We start from the raw sequence: 18,306 nt of genomic DNA on the forward strand, positions 1-18,306 counted from the left end.
GCCTCCCGCGAGGGGGGCGGCCCCGCCGCGTTCCCGGGCATGTCCGCGGAACGCGCTTCACAGATCGGGCACAGACGCGGGATCATTGGTCCTGACACTGTTGTTCGAGAAGGGTCACGGGGATGTCCGAACGGGACGACGAGGAGCGGGAGTTCGACCTCAAGTGGGCGGACAGCGCGCATCACAGGGAGCCGTCCGCGCGGGCCCGGATGCTCGCCGCGCGCTGGAAGGACAACCCGCCCGGGCCGGTGCCGTTCCGCGCCGACCCGGATCATGTGGGGTCCCGCCGCCGGTCGTCGTGGATATCGACGGCCGTGGTGCTGGGCTGTGTGGTCGCGGTGATCCTTCTGCTGGGGTACATCAACTTCCGGGCTCCCTACTAGGGCCTGTCCGGCCGTAAATCGGGCGACCGCCCGGTGCCGCGCCCCCTACGATCGCCCGAAACGGCAGGTCGTGGCGGGGGCGGGCATGAGTGAGGACATCCGGGGCGGGGAAGCGGCGGCGGTGCGGCTGGCGTCGGGGGCGCGGCTGTGCGACGTCCTCGACGTGGCCGACCCGGGCGCGTGGACGGGTCTGGACGCGGGGGTACGCGCCGCGGGCTGGTACCGGCAGTCGCTGCCCGGGAAGTCCTGGGTCGAGGGCCGCGCCACGAGGACGTTGCCGCTGATCGGCCGGCGCTCCACCCGGGCGGTCGAGCCCCGTCTGGCGCTCGCCCTGTGCCATCCGGACGGCAGGGTCCGCGAGGCCGCGCTCGCCAGGGCCGTCGAGTACCCCGCCCTGCTGCCGCTGGTCGTCGTCCGCGCCGCCGACTGGGCCGCGCCGGTGCGCGAGCGGGCCCGGCAGGTGCTGCGCGAGGTCCTCGACGTGGGCACCGCCGTCACCCTTACGCCCCTGATCCTGGCCGTCGGCCGACGCGACCGGGGCGCGTACGGCGTCGAGCTGCTCGGCGAGGTACTGCGCCGGGCATCGCCGCACGGGACGCTCGCCACCCTCTTCGTCCACCCCGACCGCGCTGTGCGGCGCTTCGCGTACCGGCTCGCGGTCGAGGAGCAGTTCCTGTCCCCCGGCCGGCTGGCGCGCACCGTCGCCCGGGACGACGACACCGTCGTGCAGGACCTGTGCGCCGAGGCCGCGCTGGCCGCCGTACGGGAGGCGGACGGCGGCGCGTCGGACGACGTACTCGAACCGCTGCTCGCCGCCCGCAACCCGCGCGCCCGGTCGGCCGGGGTCACCGCGCTGCGGCGGGCGGGGCGGCCCGAGCGGGCGGCGGAGTTCCTCGGCGACCGGTCCGCGCTGGTGCGGGCCTGTGCGCGGTATGTCGTGCGGCAGTACGGGAGGGACCCGCTGCCCTGGTACCGGGAGCGGTGCGCGGACCCGGCCGACCCGGCGCTGCCGCCCGGCGCGGTCATCGGGCTGGCGGAGTGCGGGGAGCGCGCGGACGCCGGGCTGGTGTGGCCGCTGCTGGTCCACCCGGCGCCGGGGGTGCGGGCGCGGGCGGTGGCCGCACTGCGCGCGCTGGACGTGACGGACGTACGACGGCTGCTGCCGCTGCTCGACGATCCCGCGCCCGGCGTGGTGCGGGAGGCGGCCGTCGCGCTGCTGCCGTCCGCGCGGGTCGTACCCGAGCCGTGGTTGCGGGAGCGGCTCGCGGCGGACCGGCCCCGGCACGTCCGGGTGGCCGCGTTCCGGCTGCTGGACGCGCGGGGGCATCGTCCGGCTGCGGGCCGCCGTGGCGCTGCTCGGCGATCCGGACGCCAAGCTGCGGTCCTGGGCCGGGCAGTCCGTGCAGGGCTGGCATCCCGCGGCGGACACCGCGCGCGGGGACGCGGAGGTGGGCGAGCTGCTCGACCGGGCGCGGCACCTGTTCAGCGACCACGTGCTGAAGCGGCGCAAGGGGGAGGCCGGGCTGAGTGCCTGAGGCGGAGGGGACCTTTTGCCCGCCCTGGGGCTTATCAGGACCCGTTCATGGGCCTGGCCGGGTGCACACTGGCAGTGGGACGAGTGCCTGAACTGCGGGGTGATGCACCATGCACAGCCGCTTCCGGAGCGACCGGCGGTTGACCGCGCGTATGACGGTCACGCTGTTCCTGCTCGGGCTTGTGTACGTGGGGTTCGTCGCGGCGCTGATCGTGCTGCTGGAGTCGTGGGTGCTGGTCGTGGTGGTCGCGGCGGCGCTGCTGGGTGCGCAGTACTGGTTCTCCGACCGGATCGCGCTGTACGCGATGCGCGGGCGGGTCGTGCGGCGGGAGGAGTATCCCGAGCTGCACGCGGTGATCGACCGGATGTGCGCGCTCGCCGACATGCCCAAGCCGGTGGTCGCCGTGTCCGACATGGACATGCCGAACGCGTTCGCGACCGGCCGGAATCCCGACAACGCGGTGGTCTGTGTGACGACCGGGCTGCTGCGGCGGCTGCAGCCGGCCGAACTGGAGGGTGTGCTCGCGCACGAGCTGTCCCATGTGGCGCACAAGGACGTCGCCGTGATCACGGTCGCGTCCTTCCTCGGTGTGATCGCCGGGCTGATCGTGCGGTTCGCCTTCTACTCGCAGCTGTTCGGCGGGGGAAGGAGGGACCAGAACACCGCGGTCGTCTTCGCCGCCGTGATGGGGGTGTCGGCGGCCGTCTACGCGCTCAGCTTCCTGCTGATCCGGGCCCTGTCCCGGTACCGGGAGCTGGCCGCGGACCGGGCGGCGGCGCTGCTCACCGGCCGGCCCTCGGCGCTGGCCTCCGCGCTGACCAAGGTCTCCGGCGACATCGCCCGCATCCCGACGAAGGACCTGCGCACGGCCCAGGCCTTCAACGCCTTCTACTTCACGCCGGCGCTGGGCCGTGAGCCCGGTGTCGCCCGGCTCTTCTCGACCCACCCGAGCCTGGAGCAGCGGCTCGAGCAACTGGGCCGGATCTCCGTCGAGTTGGGCGAGGCTGCGGCACCCGGAGGGGCGTGAGCATGGGCCTGCTGGACATCCTCCTCGGCCGTACGAAGCCGGTCGCGCCCGATCTCGACCAGCTCTTCGCGCTGCCCTCGGCGGCGGTGACGCTGCAGGCCGCGGCCGGCTTCACACCGACCGGGCAGGGCGCGGTGTGCTTCGCGACGGTGGAGGGCTCGGCCTTCGAGCAGACGCACCGCGAGGTGCAGGCGCTGCTGGACGCGGATGCCGGGCGGGAGGGCCGACCCGTGGAGCTGACGCAGGACCGCTACGGCTACTCCTGGCTCGTCTCCCGCCGCTCCCCCGACGAGCTGCCGCTCCTCGTCAACGATCTGCACGCCGTGAACAGCGAGATGGAGGTCAACGGCTTCGGCCCGCAGCTGCTGTGCTCGCTGGCCGGTTTCCGGGACGAGTCCGACCGGCGGCTCGCGCTGGTCTACCTCTACAAGCGGGGCACCTTCTACCCCTTCGCGCCGCTGCCCGGCGAGGGACAGCGGCGCGACAACGCACTGGAGCTGCAGGTGAGGGCGGCGCTCGCCGACGACCTGCGGATCGAACAGGATCTGGAACGCTGGTTCCCGGTATGGGGCGCCCCCGGCCTGTGACGGCCGGGAGCCACCCGCGCGATCGGTGCGCCGGCTTACCTGCCGCGCTCCTGGCGGCGGGCCTCGAAGGGGCGCTCGCGGCGGTAGCGGCGCTCCCACTTGGCCTGCTGGTCGCGACGGGCCCGGTACGCCCGGTAGGTGGCGGGCACGGACCCCGGGGAGGGGCCCCCGCCCGTCGAGGACGCCGAGGCCGAGCCCCGCCCGTACTGGACGTACAGGTAGAGCAGGGCGACGGCGGCGAGCCACCAGACGTGGTTGCCGAAGCCCAGGACCACCAGGACCACGGTGCCGGCCATGACGAGAGTGCTCATGACTGGTCTCTTCCGTGTGGGTGGGATGGGTGTGCTGTGTGGTGCATCCAGCGTAGGGACGCGGTCACGCATCGTGCATCCGGTTTTCTCGCGGACCGCTGGTGCGTCACCGTGCGTGAATGGGCGCAGTCGATTGTCAGTGGGGTCGGCGAAGATGCACTCAGGTCAGCGGAAGCGCGACGGGTGGAGGTCTGCATGAGCGAGGAGCAGAGGTACATCGGCGTGGCGGAACGGCGGGCGCGGCTCGCGCTGCGGCACCGGCTGGCCGGGAAGGAGCAGGCGGCGCGTCCGGAGGAGGTCGCCGGCTCCCTCGTCGCCCTGCACGGCTCGGACCCCGCGACGGTGTATCTGGCGGTGGGCGCGCGCCTCGCGGACCCCTCGAGGACGGTGCCAAAGACCGAGCGCGCGTTGTACGAGGACCGCAGCCTGGTCCGGATGCACGGTATGCGGCACACGGTGTTCGTGTTCCCGAGGGAGCTGACCGCCGTCGTGCACGCCTCGACGGGTGCGGCGGTCGCCGCGCGCGAACGGGCCGCGCTGCTGAAGGACATGGCGAAGGCCGGCGCCCCGGACGCGGCCTGGCTGAAGGAGGTCGAGGAGTCGGCCCTGGCCGCGCTGGCCCGGCGCGGCCAGGCGACGGCGGCCGAACTGGCCGAGGACGAGCCGCGGTTGAAGGAGCAGTTCGTGTACGCGGCCGGGAAGAGCTACGAGGGGGTCCACACCGTCTCGACGCGGCTGCTGAAGGTGCTGGGCGTGGAGGGGAAGGTGGTGCGGGGGCGGCCGCTGGGCTCCTGGACGTCGTCCCAGTTCCGGTGGGCCGTCGCGCCCGAGCATCCCGAGCTGGAGGTCGCCGGTGCCCAGGCGGAGCTGCTGCGGCGCTGGCTGGCGGTGTGCGGGCCGGCGACGGAGGCGGACCTGAAGTGGTGGACGGGCTGGCGGGTGACGGAGGTGCGCAGAGCGCTGGCCGCGATCGGCGCCCGGGTGGTCTCCGTGGACGAGGGCACGGGGTACGTCGTCGACGGCGACGTCGACCCGGTGGCCGAGCCCGGCGAACCGTGGGCCGCGCTGCTGCCCGCGCTCGATCCGACGGCGATGGGCTGGCAGCAGCGGGACTGGTATCTCGCGCCGGAGCTGCGGCCGCTGCTGTTCGACCGCAGCGGGAACGTGGGGCCGACGGTGTGGTGGAACGGGCGGGTGATCGGCGGCTGGGCGCAGCGGGGTGACGGGGAGATCGTGTGGCGGATCCTCGACGGGGCGGGTGTGGGGCGGGAGGCGGAGGCGGCCGTCGCGGGGGAAGCGGAGCGGTTGCGGGAGTGGGTGGGGGCGACGAGACTCACGCCGCGGTTCCGGACGCCGCTGGAGAAGGAGTTGGCGGGGTAGGCCCTGTCGTCGAACTCCCGCCTGCTCCGCCGGGCGGACGACGGGAGTTTGACGACAGGGCCTAGGCGCACGCGGTGCCGGGCACCCCGTGCTGCGGGGCGCCCGGCAGCGGCCTCAACGGCTGTAGCGCATGAACGCCCGCACCATGTGGCAGGTCGTGTCCGACGGCGGGTGAACACCGATCTGCTCCGCCGTGCTCCGGATCGTCTCGTTGCGCGCCTGGTTGGGCACGTAGACACCGGAGTCGAGCAGGGCGATCGCGAGGCGCATGGCCTTGAGGCGACGGTTGTGCGTGATGTACCACTCGCGCGGACGGCCCGGCGGCAGCGGCCGCTTCTCCACGGGCGCGTAGGGCATGTCGAGCAGGACGGGACGCTTCGCGGTGGACTGGGTGGGCAACGGCTTGCGAGCCGGCTTCGGCTTCAGTGCGGCAGCGGGCACAGGCATCCTCCTGTCGCGGTCAGGGCGCCGCCCGGAGCCCCGGCCAACACCCTCGAACACTGCTTCCAGTTTACTGGCCGCCACTGACATCCGGGGAGTCCGCAGAGTTCGCCAAATGCCCAGGTGAGCAGGGATTTTGGCGCCCCGTCACACCAGGTCCGCAAGGTGTGCGTGGGGCGGCAGAAATTCGAACAGAGCCGGTGGTGCACGGCGTTGGGCGAGGACCACCCGGCCGGGTCGACGTCCGCGGCTTCGTGTGTCGCGCCGCAGCGAGACCGTGTCCAGTAAGGGTCGTTGAGGGGTGTGGTGCCCTTCCGTGGCGCGGTAGCTTCCGTGCGGCGAGAGCACCTGCCCGGTCGTCATGGAGGTCATGGCCCTGATGGAACGGCGCGTGAGAGTACTGGCCGTCACGGTGGCCGTCTCGGTGTCGATGCCGGCGTCGATGATGGTGTCGATGCCGGCCTCGGCGGACGGGGCCGGGCCGGCGGTGAAGGGGCAGAGGGCCGAGGAGTCCTATGCGGTGCCGGGGCTGGCGGGGCCGGTCTCCGTGACGGTCGACACCTGGGGTGTGCCGCACATCTCCGCCTCCAGCACCGGCGACCTCTTCCAGGCGCAGGGCTTCGTCGCCGCCCGGGACCGGCTGTTCCAGATGGACACCTGGCGGCGCAAGGGACTCGGCCGGCTCAGCGAGGTCCTCGGCCAGGACTACGTCGAGCAGGACCGGGCCTCGCGGCTGTTCCTCTACCGCGGCGACATGGAGAAGGAGTGGGCGAGCTACGGCCCGGAGGCCAGGGCGGCGGCGACCCGCTTCGCGGCGGGCGTCAACGCCTATGTGGACTGGCTGACGAAGCACCCGGACGCCATGCCGGAGGAGTTCCGCAAGCTCGGCTACCGGCCCGCGCGCTGGAAGCCGGAGGACCTGGTACGGATCCGCGCCCACGGCCTGGTCAGCAACCTGCGCTCCGAGTTCGCCCGCGCGAAACTCATCTGCCTCGGCGGGCCGGGCGCCGACAGGTACTACAAGAAGCTGGAGCCGGCGCACACCGTACGGGTGCCGGACGGTCTCGACCCGTGTTCGCTTCCGGACGACGCCCTGGACACCTACCACCTCGCCACGGCGGAGGTGCGGTTCGCCGACGGCGGGCTGGTGCGGGAGCCGGACGCCGTCGCGGCGCTGCGGGAGGCCAGGAGCGGCAGCAACGCCTGGGCCGTCGCGCCGCGCCGCACCGCGACCGGCAGGCCGATCCTCGCCGGCGACCCGCACCGTGCGAACCACGCGGTGCCCTCGAACCGGTACATCACCCACCTCTCCGCCCCGGGCCTGAACATCATCGGCGCGGGTGAGCCGTGGAACCCCGGCGTCAGCATGGGGCACAACGGGTCCATCGCGTTCGGGCTGACCAACCTGGCCGCGGACCAGTCGGACCTCTACGTCTACGACCTCAATCCGGACGACCCCACCCAGTACCGCTATCGCGGCGGCTGGGCCTCGATGAAGACCGTCGAGGAGGAGATCCCGGTGGCCGGAGGCAGCCCGCGGAAGGTGTCGCTCCCGTTCACCCGGCACGGCCCGGTCGTCAAGATCGACCGGGCCGCGAACAGGGCGTACGCGGTCCGCACGGTCTGGACCGAGCCGGGCACATCGGCCTACCTGGGCAGTCTCAGGTTCCAGAAGGCCACGAGCTTCGACGAGTTCGCCACGGCGGTGCGCCGGTGGAGGTCCCCCGGCTCGAACCTCGTGTACGCCGGGAAGAAGGGCGGCATCGGCTGGGTGCCCGGCGCGCTCGTGCCCAAGCGCCTGGGCAAGGGGTACGACGGCCTGCTTCCCGTGCCCGGCGACGGACGCCACGAGTGGGACGGGTTCGAGGACAGCGGCGGCTTCCCCGGCGTGCACAACCCGGAGTCGGGATACTTCGCCACCGCCAACGAGCACAATTTCCCCGAGGGTTTCCCGGTCCTCGGCTACGAGTGGGCGGAGCACTACCGCAAGAGCCGCATCGACGAGGTGTTCGCCCGGCAGGCGGGGACGTCCGTCCAGGACACCATGGACCTCCAGAACGACGTGAAGTCGCTCGCGGCCACCGAGATCCTGCCGTACCTGAGGAAGCTGGACTCGCCGGACCCGAAGACGAGGAAGGCGCTGGAGCTGCTGCGTGACTACGACGGCGTCGCGAGCAGGGACTCCGCCGGTGCGGTGCTGTTCGAGACCTGGATCATGAACGCGCTCTACCCGGCGTGGGCACACGCGATGCTGCCCGAGGACGCCGCCGGCCATCTCGTCAGGAGCAGCCTCTCCCCCGACTTCCGGGTCGTGACCGACTCCTTCGCCGACCCGGAGCAGTGGTTCGGCCAGGGCGGTGCGGCGGCGCGGGACGGGCTGATCCTGGACACCCTGCCGAAGGCGTACGACGAGGTGAGCGCGCACCTCGGCCCCGACCCGCGCACCTGGAGCTGGGGCTCCGCACACATCCACCTGTTCCAGCACCCGCTCGGCGGTCCGCACGTCGGGCCCACTCCCATGGACGGCACGCACCACACGCTCCGCAACTCGGTCTACTTCGCCGGCGTCTTCCCCCGCGTCCAGGTGGGCGGGCCGACCTTCAAGATGGTCCTCGACGTCGGCTCCTGGGACGACTCACGCGCTGTCAACGCGCCGGGCCAGTCCGGGGACGAGCGCAGTCCGCACTACGACGACCTCGCGGAGAAGTGGGCGGCGGGCACGTACTTCCCGCTGCTGTACAGCAGGCCGGCGATCGAGCGGAACGCGAAGACCCGGATCACCCTCGACCCGGCATAGACCCGGCATACCCGGCATGGACCCGGCACAGACCGTCAGAGACCCGTCAGGCGCCCGAGGAGCTTCGCACGGCGCGGGCGTACCGTGGCGGCATGGAGATCTGGATCAACCCGGCCTGTTCGAAGTGCCGCAGCGCCGTCAGACTGCTCGACGCCGAGGGCGCCGACTACACCGTCCGCCGCTATCTGGAGGACGTGCCGAGCGAGGACGAGATCCGCGAGGTCCTCACGCGCCTCGGCCTCGAACCGTGGGACATCACCCGCACCCAGGAGGCGGTCGCCAAGGAGCTCGGCCTCAAGGAGTGGCCGCGGGACGCCGCCTCGCGCGACCGCTGGATCAAGGCGCTGGCCGAGCATCCGAAGCTCATCCAGCGTCCGATCATCACGGCGGACGACGGCACGGCCGTCGTGGCCCGCACGGACGAGGCCGTTCGGGACGCCCTGTCCCGTTGACGGCGGTTTGTCGGGCGGCGCGCGTTCGGGCGGCCCGCGGTGTTACCCTCCGCCGCCATGACCTTCGGTGATCAAGGAATATCGGGAACGCCGTACGGGCCGCCCGACCCGTACGCCCAGTGGGCGGCCGAGCAGGAGCGCCTGCGCAGGCGGCGCCGGACCCGGCGCGCGGTGGGCGCCGCGACGGGTGTCGTGCTCTGCGCCGCCATCGCCGCCGGCGCGGTGATGTACGCGGGCACCGGCGGCGGTTCCGGCCCGGCCGCGGCCCCGCCCGCGACCACCGCCTCCGGCTCGCCCCCCGTCCCCTCGGTCGAGGTCACCCTCCCGCCGGACGCGCCCACCGCCCTGCCCTCGCTGCTCTCGCGGCCCGTCATCCGCCCGGAGCAGGCGTTTCCCGAGCAGAACGTACGGCTGAAGGACGGCTCCCGGTACGCGCGCGTCGACCTGGCCACCACGACCGACTGCGCCCGCGGCATGTCGCAGGAGCTGGCGGAGCTGATCGCGCAGGGCGAGGAGTGCGCGCGGCTGACCGCGGCCCTGTTCACGGATGCCGACCGGCGCTCGCAGGTGACGGTGTCCGTGCTGAGCTTCCGGCGCGTCGAGGACGCCTCGCGCGTGTTCATGATGGCCTCCATGGACCCGGTGACGTACCAGGTCGTGTCCCTCGACCCGCCGCCCGAGGCGGGGCTGCCGACCGTGCCGCCGGGCTCGGCGGGGATCTTCCGGCGGCTGATGACCGTACGGTCCGTGGTGTTCGCCAACGGGCAGTGGGGCGATGGCGGGGAGACCGAGGAGGCCGCCCTCACACGGCAGACGGAGGACCTGCTCCAGTACGTCAACGACGGGGTCGTGGCGTACGAGGAGGGCAGGAGCGGCACCTGAGCGGGTGCCTCGGACTCCCCTGAGCCGCACCGTGAACTCCCTGTGAACTCACCTGTGACGCAGGTTACTTCGGTGACTCCTGTAACCGCTGAGTAACTCCGTTCGGTATCTCGTACATAGCGGCGTACGCTCCCCTACCTCTTCAGGAGGCGCGCATGTCGCGTAGGAGAACTCTCAGCACGAAGAAGAAGCTCGCCCTGCTGGTGAGCGCCGCGACGGTGGCGGGAGGCGGTGCCTTCGTCATGGCCAGCACGTCGAACGCCGCGCAGACTCCCAAGTCGGCCGCGGAGTCGACCGTCTGCCAGGGGCTCGCCACCGCGCTCGGCAACAACCAGCGGTTCATCGAGGACCAGCGGGCCGATCCGGACGCGCAGTCCGAGGCGCGGATCGCCAACCGTGAGGCGGTCATCGCCGAGATCAAGCGCAAGCAGGAGGCCTCCGGGTGTGTGGTTGGGGAGTCGGCTCAGGGCTCCCAGGCCACGCAACCGGCACAGAACGGCCAGGCCGGCGAGCAGGCCGGGGGCGGTGAGCAGGCCGGGGGCGGTGAGCAGGCCGCGCAGCCCTCGCAGACCGCTTCCGCGGGAAACCCCGGCGGCGGTGCCGCGGCCTCCGGCCAGCAGGTGTGCAACGGGTCCACGGTCACCCTCTCCGGCGAGGGCGGTGCGCCTGCCGCGTCGAGCAACCAGTTCCCGGCCGGGACGAAGCTGAAGGTCACCAACCTCGACAACAACAAGTCCACGACGGTGGAGGTCACCTCGGTCTCCGGCAGTTGTGTCCTGCTCAACAACGCGGCCTTCGAACAGGTCCGTGAGCCCGGGAAGTTCCTGATCCGCCGGGCACTGATCGAGAAGGTGGGGTGAGGCTCAGGCAGTCAGAAAGCTGTACGTGTCACGGGTCCTGCCGCTCCCGGCCGGGAGCGGCAGGACCGGCACGTCCGGGGGCCGGGCAGCACGTCAGGCCGACGACCGTTCGGGGGTCGCGGTCGCCGGCCGGTGTGCTGCGTGCCTCCGGCGGTGGGGCGGCGGGATGCCTGCCGCGGCCTGTGCGGGTGGGGTGGGGGCTGGTGTAGCGCCTACGGCGTGGGGGTGGGTCGGGGCCTCGCCGGGGGTGTCCGTCCTCGGTCCGGCGAGCTGGTCCGTTGCCGAGGGGATCGGGCGTTTCCCCAGCCGCTGCGGGCGGACACCCCCCGACACGTCCCCTTCCGCGCGCGGGCGGCTGCGGGTGCGCCCACCTTGCTGCGCGCAGCCGCTCAGCTGCGGCGGCCATACCGTCTGGCTGCGGGCAGTCGTGCCTCCGCTCTTCGAGCAGGGGGTACCCCCAGGCGGCACGGGTGGGCGCGGCGCCGGGTTGCGCGACCCCTCGGCCCCCGCCGCAGCACCGGGTGCCGTTTCCCTCGCCTGCGAGGTATTCCCATCGCATACGAGCCGGGCCGGCGACGCCCTCCGGCCCTGCCCGCGCTGTCTCCGTGTCGACTTTCCGTGTCGCTTTCCGCACCGCGCGGGCCCTCACAGAGTGAGCTGCGACACAGAACCACCAGGTAACACGGGGTTCACATGCGAGCAATGGCCGGGAAATCGCCCGTTGACAGGCTGCCGGGCATCAGCGCGGCGCCTCAGTGCCGCAGCGCCGCAGCACCCGCAAAACGCGCCTAGACCCACCCCCGAAGGATGTGGCCCGTGACCTTCAAGGCTGAGTACATCTGGATCGACGGCACCGAGCCGACGGCCAAGCTGCGTTCGAAGACGAAGATTATCGCGGGCTCCCCCGCCGGTCTCGACGCGCTGCCGATCTGGGGCTTCGACGGGTCCTCCACGAACCAGGCCGAGGGCCACGCCTCGGACTGCGTGCTGAAGCCGGTCTTCACCTGTCCCGACCCGATCCGCGGCGGCGACGACGTGCTGGTGCTGTGCGAGGTCCTGAACACGGACATGACCCCGCACCCGACCAACACGCGTGCCGCGCTGGCCGAGGTCGCCGAGAAGTTCGCCGCGCAGGAGCCGATCTTCGGCATCGAGCAGGAGTACACGTTCTTCAAGGACGGCTACCCGCTCGGCTTCCCCAAGGGTGGCTTCCCGGCCCCGCAGGGCGGCTACTACTGCGGCGTCGGCTCCGACGAGATCTTCGGCCGTGACGTCGTCGAGGCCCACCTGGACAACTGCCTGAAGGCGGGCCTGGGCCTGTCCGGCATCAACGCCGAGGTCATGCCCGGCCAGTGGGAGTTCCAGGTCGGCCCGCTGTCCCCCCTGGAGGTCTCCGACCAGCTGTGGGTGGCCCGCTGGCTGCTGTACCGCACCGCCGAGGACTTCGGCATCGCCGCGACCCTGGACCCGAAGCCGGTCAAGGGCGACTGGAACGGCGCCGGTGCGCACACCAACTTCTCCACCAAGGCGATGCGCGAGGGCTACGACGCGATCATCACCGCGTGCGAGGCGCTCGGTGAGGGCTCCAAGCCGCTCGACCACGTGAAGAACTACGGCGCCGGCATCGACGACCGCCTGACCGGTCTGCACGAGACCGCCCCGTGGGACAAGTTCTCCTACGGCGTCTCCAACCGCGGTGCCTCGGTCCGTATCCCGTGGCAGGTCGAGAAGGACGGCAAGGGCTACATCGAGGACCGCCGTCCGAACGCCAACGTCGACCCGTACGTCGTGACCCGTCTCCTCGTCGACACCTGCTGCTCGGCGCTGGAGAAGGCCGGCCAGGTCTGATCCGGCCCACGGCTCCGTGCAGGGGGCGCCCACCGTCGCGGTGGGCGCCCCCTCGCGTTGTCCGGACAGTGAGAGAGGGGGTCCTGCCGACGGCGGCTGTCTGCTTCAATGGGGCCATGGCCAGCTTCCAGAAGCACTCCGCGACAGGTCGCCATGACCTCGAGCCCTTCTGGCCTTCCCGTCAGCGCCACGACTTCGACCGGGTGTGTTGCCGCGCGTGAACGCGCCGGCCCTCTAAAGCCGTAACCACCCCGGCCTTCGGCCAGCGCGACCGGCGTACGTCCCTCGGCGAGCCCGACCACAACTCGGGGCCGTCGACCCGTCCGACGAACCTCTCGCGCGAAAGAGCTGACCTCTCATGGCGACCACTCGTTCTCTGTCCACCGCCACGCTCGACGCCCCTTCCCCCGACGGCTCCCGGCACCGGCTGCGGGCCGTCGACCGGGACGAGGTCGTGACCGTCGCGGACCTCCTGCCGCCGGGTGCCACCTGGCTGCCCGCGCCGCAGCACACCCTGCCCACGCTGCCGGGGCAGCCGCCGATGATCGGCTACCTGGTGCTGGTCCCGGCCGACCAGCAGCCGCCGTTCCCGCCGGTGGCCGTGCCGGACCGGGCGCGGGCCGCCGGGACGGCCGCCGACGGCGATCCCCTCATCCGCGTCGACACCGTGCAGCGCACCGCCGCGGTGGCCGGGCGCCCGCTCGACCTGACGTACCTGGAGTTCGAGCTGCTCGCCCACCTCGTCGCCCACCCGGGCCGGGTGCACACCCGCGACCAGCTGGTGGGCACGGTGTGGGGCTACGGGCACGTCGGCGACGGCCGTACCGTCGACGTCCACATCGCCCGGCTGCGCCGCAAGCTGGGCGCCGAGTACCGGGACACGATCCGGACGGTACGCCGGGTCGGCTACAAGTACGTGCCACCGGCCGCGCGTTGACACCGGCCGCGCGTTGACGCCGACGGCCGGACGTGAGGCCTCAGGCCGGGTGCAGCCGGTACGACCCGGTTTGATCGTCTGCTGACGGCAGATTCCCGTTCCCCTCCCCCGCCGCACCGGGCAGAGTCACCGGCATGAAGCTCCTGATGCTGGGCGGTACGGAGTTCGTGGGGCGGGCCGTCGTGGAGGCGGCCCTCGGGCGGGGCTGGGACGTGACCGTCTTCCACCGGGGGCGGCACACGCCCCCGGCCGGGGTGCGGTCGCTGCACGGCGACCGCACCGCGCCCGACGGTCTGGCCGCCCTCGCCGAGGACCCGGGCGAGTGGGACGTCGTCGTCGACACCTGGTCGGCGGCGCCCCGCGCGGTGCGGGACGCGGCGCGGCTGCTGCGGGGCCGCGCCCGCCGGTACGTGTACGTGTCGAGCTGCTCGGTGTACGCGTGGGCCCCGCCCGCCGGGTACACCGAGGAGGCGCCGCTGGTGGAGGGCGCCTCCGCCGACGCGGAGCAGACCGGGTACGCGCAGGACAAGCGGGGCGGTGAGCTGGCCGTCCTCGACGCCTTCGGCGCCCGGCGGTCGTTGCTGGCGCGGGCCGGGCTGATCCTCGGGCCGTACGAGAACGTCGGCCGGCTGCCCTGGTGGCTGACGCGCATGGCGCGTGGCGGCCCGGTCCTGGCGCCGGGGCCGCGGGACCTGCCCCTGCAGTACATCGACGTCCGTGACCTCGCCGAGTGGCTGCTCCGGGCGGCGGAGCGGGAGCTGAGCGGGCCGTACAACCTGGTCGGCCCGCGGGGGCACACCACGACGGGCGAGTTGCTCGACGCGTGCGTGCGGGTCACCGGCGGTGCCGCCGACCTGCGGTGGACCGAGCCCGAGGTGATCCTGGAGGCGGGCGTCGAGCCGTGGACCCAGCTGCCGGTGTGGGTGCCGCCGGGCAGCGACCTGTACGACGCCCTGCACGGCGCGGACGTCTCCCGGGCCGTGCGGGACGGGCTGCGCTGCCGCCCCGTCGAGGAGACCGTCGCCGGCACCTGGAGCTGGCTGCGAAGCATCGGCGGCACGCCTCCGCGCCGCCCGGACCGGTCGGCGAAGGGGCTCGATCCGGAGGTGGAGGCGAAGGTGCTCGCGGCCGCCGGGGGTGTACCTGACACCACCCCCTGACCGGGGTGCTCGGCCCAGTGACCCCCGATGGCGGCTCGGCCAGACTGACGCCATGACCATCGACTCGAAGAACGGCAACGGGCGGACGACGGGGCGGGGCATCGGACGGGCCGCGGTACGGGGGCTCGCACTGGCCCTCGTCGCCTTACCCGGGTCGGTCCTGTGCTTCGTCCTGTCCGCCGTCTCCCTCGCGCTCATCCCGATCGGTGTCGGCCTCGTCGCGACGCCGTACGTGCTGACGGGGGTGCGGACGTACGCGAACTGGCGGCGGGTGCTCGCGGCGGAGTGGGGCGGGGTGCGGATTCCGCCCGCGTACCGGCCGCTGCCGAAGAACGCCAACCCGTGGAGGCGCACCTTCGGCATGCTGCGCGACCCGGCGACCTGGCGGGACCTCAGGTGGCTGCCGGCCGACATGACGGCGGGCTTCGTCACCGCGCTGCTGCCCGCCGTACTGCTCCTGTATCCGCTGGAGGGGTTCGCGCTGGCGGCGGGGCTGTGGCGGGTGTTCCCCGACGGGTACTGGTACGGGTTCGTGCCGATCACCGGGCAGGCGTCCGCGTTCGGCGCCGCCGCCCTGGGCGCCGTCCTCCTCGTCCTCGCCCACTTCTTCACCCCGCGCCTGCTCCAGGTCCACTTCCGGCTCACCCGGGCCGTGCTCGCCTCCAACCAGAGTGAACTGGCCGAGCGGGTGCGGGTGCTGACCGAGACGCGACGCGACGCCGTCGACTCCTCGGCCGCCGAGCTGCGGCGCATCGAGCGGGACCTGCACGACGGGGCGCAGGCCCGGCTGGTCGCGGTGGGCATGGACCTCGGGACCATCGAGGCGCTGCTCGACAAGGACCCGGCCCAGGCGAAGGAGCTGATCGCGCAGGCCCGCAAGTCCTCCGTGGAGGCCCTGACCGAGCTGCGCGAGCTGGTGCGCGGCATCCACCCGCCGGTGCTCGCCGAACGCGGACTGGGCGACGCCGTACGGGCGTTGGCCCTGCGGCTGCCGGTGCCGACCGAGGTCAACGTGGAGCTGCCCGGGCGGGCGGAGGCGCCCGTGGAGTCGGCCGTGTACTTCGCCGTCAGCGAGGTGCTCACCAACGCCGTCAAGCACGCGGGCGCCGACCGGATCTGGGTCGACCTGCATCACACCGACGACCGACTGCGGGCCACCGTCACCGACAACGGCAAGGGAGGTGCGGTGATCGGGGCCGGTTCGGGCCTGGCCGGAGTCGAGCGGCGGCTGGGTACATTCGACGGCGTCCTGGCCGTCAGCAGCCCCGCGGGCGGTCCCACCATGGTCACCATGGAGATCCCTTGCGCGTTGTCCTAGCCGAAGACCTCTTCCTGCTGCGCGACGGACTCGTCCGGCTGCTCGACGCCCACGACTTCGAGATCGCCGCGGCCGTCGAGTCCGGCCCAGAGCTGACCAGGGCCCTTTCCGAGGAGCAACCCGATGTGGCGGTGGTGGACGTACGACTGCCGCCGACGCACACCGACGAGGGGCTCCAGTGCGCGCTCCAGGCCCGCCGGCAGCGGCCCGGACTGCCGGTGCTGGTCCTCTCCCAGCACGTCGAGCAGCTGTACGCGCGCGAGCTGCTCGCCGACGGCAGCGGCGGGGTGGGCTATCTGCTGAAGGACCGGGTGTTCGACGCGGAGCAGTTCGTGGACGCCGTACGGCGGGTGGCGGCGGGCGGTACGGCGATGGATCCGCAGGTCATCCAGCAGCTGCTGGCCCGGCGGACGGCCGGCGACCAGCCGCTGGGGCGGCTGACGCCCCGGGAGCTGGAGGTGCTGGAGCTGATGGCGCAGGGCCGGTCCAACGCGGCGATCGCCGCCCGGCTCGTCGTCACGGAACGGGCGATCGCCAAGCACACCGCCAACATCTTCGCGAAACTGGGACTGGAGGTCTCGGACGACGACAACCGCCGCGTGCTGGCGGTTCTCGCGTATCTCGACCACGGCCGGTGAAACCGGCCCCGCGCGTTCACCCGCCGTGGAGGATCAGCAACTCCCGGTGTTACAGCGTCTGTTGAGGACACAGTGTCCTCACGAACCTCTCAACTATTTCCGAGGCGGTTGAACACCCGTGGGACGCCCTCCGTATGGAAGGGAGCCGCTTCACTCCTGTCGGGCGCCTCGATGCCCCCGAAAAAGGAAGTCAGAGGAGTTCCATGGGACGCAACACAAGAAAACGCCGTACGCCGCTGGCCACCAAGGCCATAGCCGCATCGGCGGCCCTAGCGCTCGGTGGGGGCGGGCTGATCTGGGCGAACTTCTACGCATCGGCACACGAGGAGAACTCGGCACAGAACAACACCAAGGCCACGGCCGCGCAGATCGCGACGATCAACTGCCCGGACGTCGGCCAGAAGCTGACGAACGTGCCGGAGCGCGCGCGCCAGGGCGTCGCCAAGGAGCTGGCACTGCTCGACAGGCAGATCACGGACGCGTACACGCGTCTCGCGGAGACGCGCCGGGCCCAGGCGGGTGACCCCGGCTTCGTCAACAACGCCATCCTCGGCCCGCTGAAGTCCAAGCGCGTGGCCACCCTCGACCGGATCGGCATCAACATCAAGCGCGTGGGCGGCAAGGCTCCGCAGGGACTCGACCGGCTCGCCGAGTGCCAGGGCGTCCCGGCCGACCAGCCCGAGCTCAACGACGGTGAGGGCCAGGACCAGAACAACGGCGGTCAGGACCAGGGCGACGGCCAGAACCAGGACGGCGGCCAGGACGGCGGCCAGGACGGCGGCCAGGACCAGGGCAACGGCGGTCAGGCCGGCAACGGCCCGGCGGCCGAGGACTTCATCAACATCGAGGACGTCCAGCCGGGCTCCCGCAACCTGCCGAACGGCCTGGCCGCGAACGGTGACACCGGTTCGACGGGCAGCTTCACCACGAACTGCGGCACCAACGAGAACGAGAACCGCAACTCGGACAACGTGATCGTCGCCCCCGGCGTCAGCAACGGTGCGCAGCACCACCACGACTACGTCGGCAACCAGGGCAACAACGCGTTCGCGAGCGACGAGGACCTGGCCGCGGCGGACACCACCTGCCAGAACCAGGGCGACAAGTCGTCGTACTTCTGGCCGGTGATCCGTCTGCAGGACGGTACGCAGGACATCGACCAGAACCAGCCCGGTGGCGGTCAGGACGGCAACGTCGGCAAGATCGTCGAGCCCAGCGAGGCACAGCTGAAGTTCGTCGGCAACAGGACGAGCGACGTCGTCGCGATGCCGAAGGCCCTGCGCATCATCACCGGTGACGCCAAGTCCTTCACCAACGGTCTCGCGAACGCCAACACCTCCTGGAGCTGCACCGGCTTCGAGGACCGTCAGGTGACGGACAAGTACCCGATCTGCCCCGAGGGCAGCTCCGTGGTGCGGACGTCCAACTTCCAGAGCTGCTGGGACGGCCAGAACATCGACAGCGCCAACCACCGCACGCACGTGGCCTTCGTGCAGGCGAACGGCAGCTGCCCGAACGGCTTCCAGGCGATCCCCCAGCTGCAGGTCCGGCTGGTCTACGACATCCCGGCCCCGCAGATCGAGAACGGACAGGTCGCCAACGCGTACGCGATCGACTCCTTCCCGGAGCAGCTGCACAAGCCGATCACCGACCACAACGACTTCATCAACTTCTTCGACGAGGACCTGATGAACGAGATGGTCCAGTGCATCAACAACGGCGAGGACTGCCAGTAGTCCGCACGCGGTAG

The 18,306-nt window shown here is 72.1% G+C and carries 16 protein-coding genes and 1 pseudogene; 15 read left to right on the forward strand and 2 right to left on the reverse strand.

All coding sequences use genetic code 11. The features are described from left to right. Positions 1 to 122: 122 nt before the first annotated feature. The 4 genes and pseudogenes from ACYVMZ_RS01710 (at position 123) to pspAB (ending at position 3,532) form a co-directional block, all read left to right on the forward strand. Positions 123 to 383 (forward strand): SCO2583/SCO2584 N-terminal domain-containing protein, encoded by a 261-nt coding sequence (locus ACYVMZ_RS01710; protein ID WP_461074637.1) that lies wholly within the window; start codon positions 123 to 125, stop codon positions 381 to 383. A gap of 85 nt (positions 384 to 468) precedes the next feature. Continuing rightward, positions 469 to 1,918, forward strand: a pseudogene (locus ACYVMZ_RS01715) (hypothetical protein). A gap of 109 nt (positions 1,919 to 2,027) precedes the next feature. After that, the gene (htpX, locus tag ACYVMZ_RS01720; protein ID WP_461074639.1) at positions 2,028 to 2,945 is read left to right on the forward strand and encodes a zinc metalloprotease HtpX; all 918 of its coding nucleotides are present in this window, start codon (positions 2,028 to 2,030) and stop codon (positions 2,943 to 2,945) included. 2 nt (positions 2,946 to 2,947) lie between these two features. Next, on the forward strand, positions 2,948 to 3,532 hold the full coding sequence (pspAB, locus tag ACYVMZ_RS01725) for a PspA-associated protein PspAB (protein ID WP_461074641.1): 585 nt from the start codon (positions 2,948 to 2,950) through the stop codon (positions 3,530 to 3,532). 35 nt (positions 3,533 to 3,567) lie between these two features. Here the strand turns inward: pspAB and ACYVMZ_RS01730 are convergent, their stop codons facing one another. Then, positions 3,568 to 3,843 (reverse strand): hypothetical protein, encoded by a 276-nt coding sequence (locus ACYVMZ_RS01730; RefSeq protein WP_461074643.1) that lies wholly within the window; start codon positions 3,841 to 3,843, stop codon positions 3,568 to 3,570. A gap of 195 nt (positions 3,844 to 4,038) precedes the next feature. On the opposite strand from ACYVMZ_RS01730, the gene ACYVMZ_RS01735 reads away from it, so the two are divergent. Continuing rightward, positions 4,039 to 5,223, forward strand: a complete 1,185-nt coding sequence (locus ACYVMZ_RS01735; protein ID WP_461074645.1) for a winged helix DNA-binding domain-containing protein — start codon at positions 4,039 to 4,041, stop codon at positions 5,221 to 5,223. A gap of 114 nt (positions 5,224 to 5,337) precedes the next feature. Here ACYVMZ_RS01735 and ACYVMZ_RS01740 read toward each other — a convergent pair whose 3' ends face one another. Continuing rightward, positions 5,338 to 5,664 carry a hypothetical protein gene (locus ACYVMZ_RS01740; RefSeq protein ID WP_461074647.1) on the reverse strand — a complete coding sequence of 109 codons (327 nt, stop codon included), beginning with the start codon at positions 5,662 to 5,664 and terminating at the stop codon, positions 5,338 to 5,340. Positions 5,665 to 6,034: 370 nt separating this feature from the next. Between ACYVMZ_RS01740 and ACYVMZ_RS01745 the strand changes: the two genes are divergently transcribed. The 10 genes from ACYVMZ_RS01745 (at position 6,035) to ACYVMZ_RS01790 (ending at position 18,292) form a co-directional block, all read left to right on the forward strand. Then, complete coding sequence (locus ACYVMZ_RS01745) at positions 6,035 to 8,461, forward strand: penicillin acylase family protein (RefSeq protein ID WP_461074649.1); 2,427 nt, start codon at positions 6,035 to 6,037, stop codon at positions 8,459 to 8,461. Positions 8,462 to 8,553: 92 nt separating this feature from the next. Further along, positions 8,554 to 8,913, forward strand: a complete 360-nt coding sequence (locus ACYVMZ_RS01750) for an arsenate reductase family protein (RefSeq protein WP_461074651.1) — start codon at positions 8,554 to 8,556, stop codon at positions 8,911 to 8,913. Between the two features lie 57 nt (positions 8,914 to 8,970). Next, entirely contained in the window at positions 8,971 to 9,795 is an 825-nt protein-coding gene (locus tag ACYVMZ_RS01755) for a hypothetical protein (RefSeq protein WP_461074653.1), read from the forward strand. 155 nt (positions 9,796 to 9,950) lie between these two features. Further along, a complete protein-coding gene (locus ACYVMZ_RS01760) occupies positions 9,951 to 10,655 on the forward strand; it encodes an RlpA-like double-psi beta-barrel domain-containing protein (protein WP_461074655.1) in 705 nt (234 codons plus the stop codon). An 816-nt stretch (positions 10,656 to 11,471) separates the two neighbouring features. Then, the gene (glnII, locus tag ACYVMZ_RS01765) at positions 11,472 to 12,503 is read left to right on the forward strand and encodes a glutamine synthetase (RefSeq protein WP_461074657.1); all 1,032 of its coding nucleotides are present in this window, start codon (positions 11,472 to 11,474) and stop codon (positions 12,501 to 12,503) included. Between the two features lie 358 nt (positions 12,504 to 12,861). Continuing rightward, the gene (locus tag ACYVMZ_RS01770; protein WP_461074659.1) at positions 12,862 to 13,440 is read left to right on the forward strand and encodes a winged helix-turn-helix domain-containing protein; all 579 of its coding nucleotides are present in this window, start codon (positions 12,862 to 12,864) and stop codon (positions 13,438 to 13,440) included. Between the two features lie 134 nt (positions 13,441 to 13,574). After that, the gene (locus ACYVMZ_RS01775) at positions 13,575 to 14,600 is read left to right on the forward strand and encodes an NAD-dependent epimerase/dehydratase family protein (RefSeq protein WP_461074661.1); all 1,026 of its coding nucleotides are present in this window, start codon (positions 13,575 to 13,577) and stop codon (positions 14,598 to 14,600) included. Positions 14,601 to 14,652: 52 nt separating this feature from the next. Then, on the forward strand, positions 14,653 to 15,918 hold the full coding sequence (locus ACYVMZ_RS01780; protein WP_461074663.1) for a sensor histidine kinase: 1,266 nt from the start codon (positions 14,653 to 14,655) through the stop codon (positions 15,916 to 15,918). Then, positions 15,903 to 16,556, forward strand: a complete 654-nt coding sequence (locus ACYVMZ_RS01785) for a response regulator transcription factor (protein ID WP_461074665.1) — start codon at positions 15,903 to 15,905, stop codon at positions 16,554 to 16,556. Before ACYVMZ_RS01780 ends, ACYVMZ_RS01785 begins: the two co-directional genes overlap by 16 nt. A gap of 203 nt (positions 16,557 to 16,759) precedes the next feature. Next, entirely contained in the window at positions 16,760 to 18,292 is a 1,533-nt protein-coding gene (locus ACYVMZ_RS01790; protein WP_461074667.1) for a DUF1996 domain-containing protein, read from the forward strand. The last annotated feature ends 14 nt before the right edge of the window (positions 18,293 to 18,306 follow it).

The organism is Streptomyces deserti (assembly GCF_054782695.1).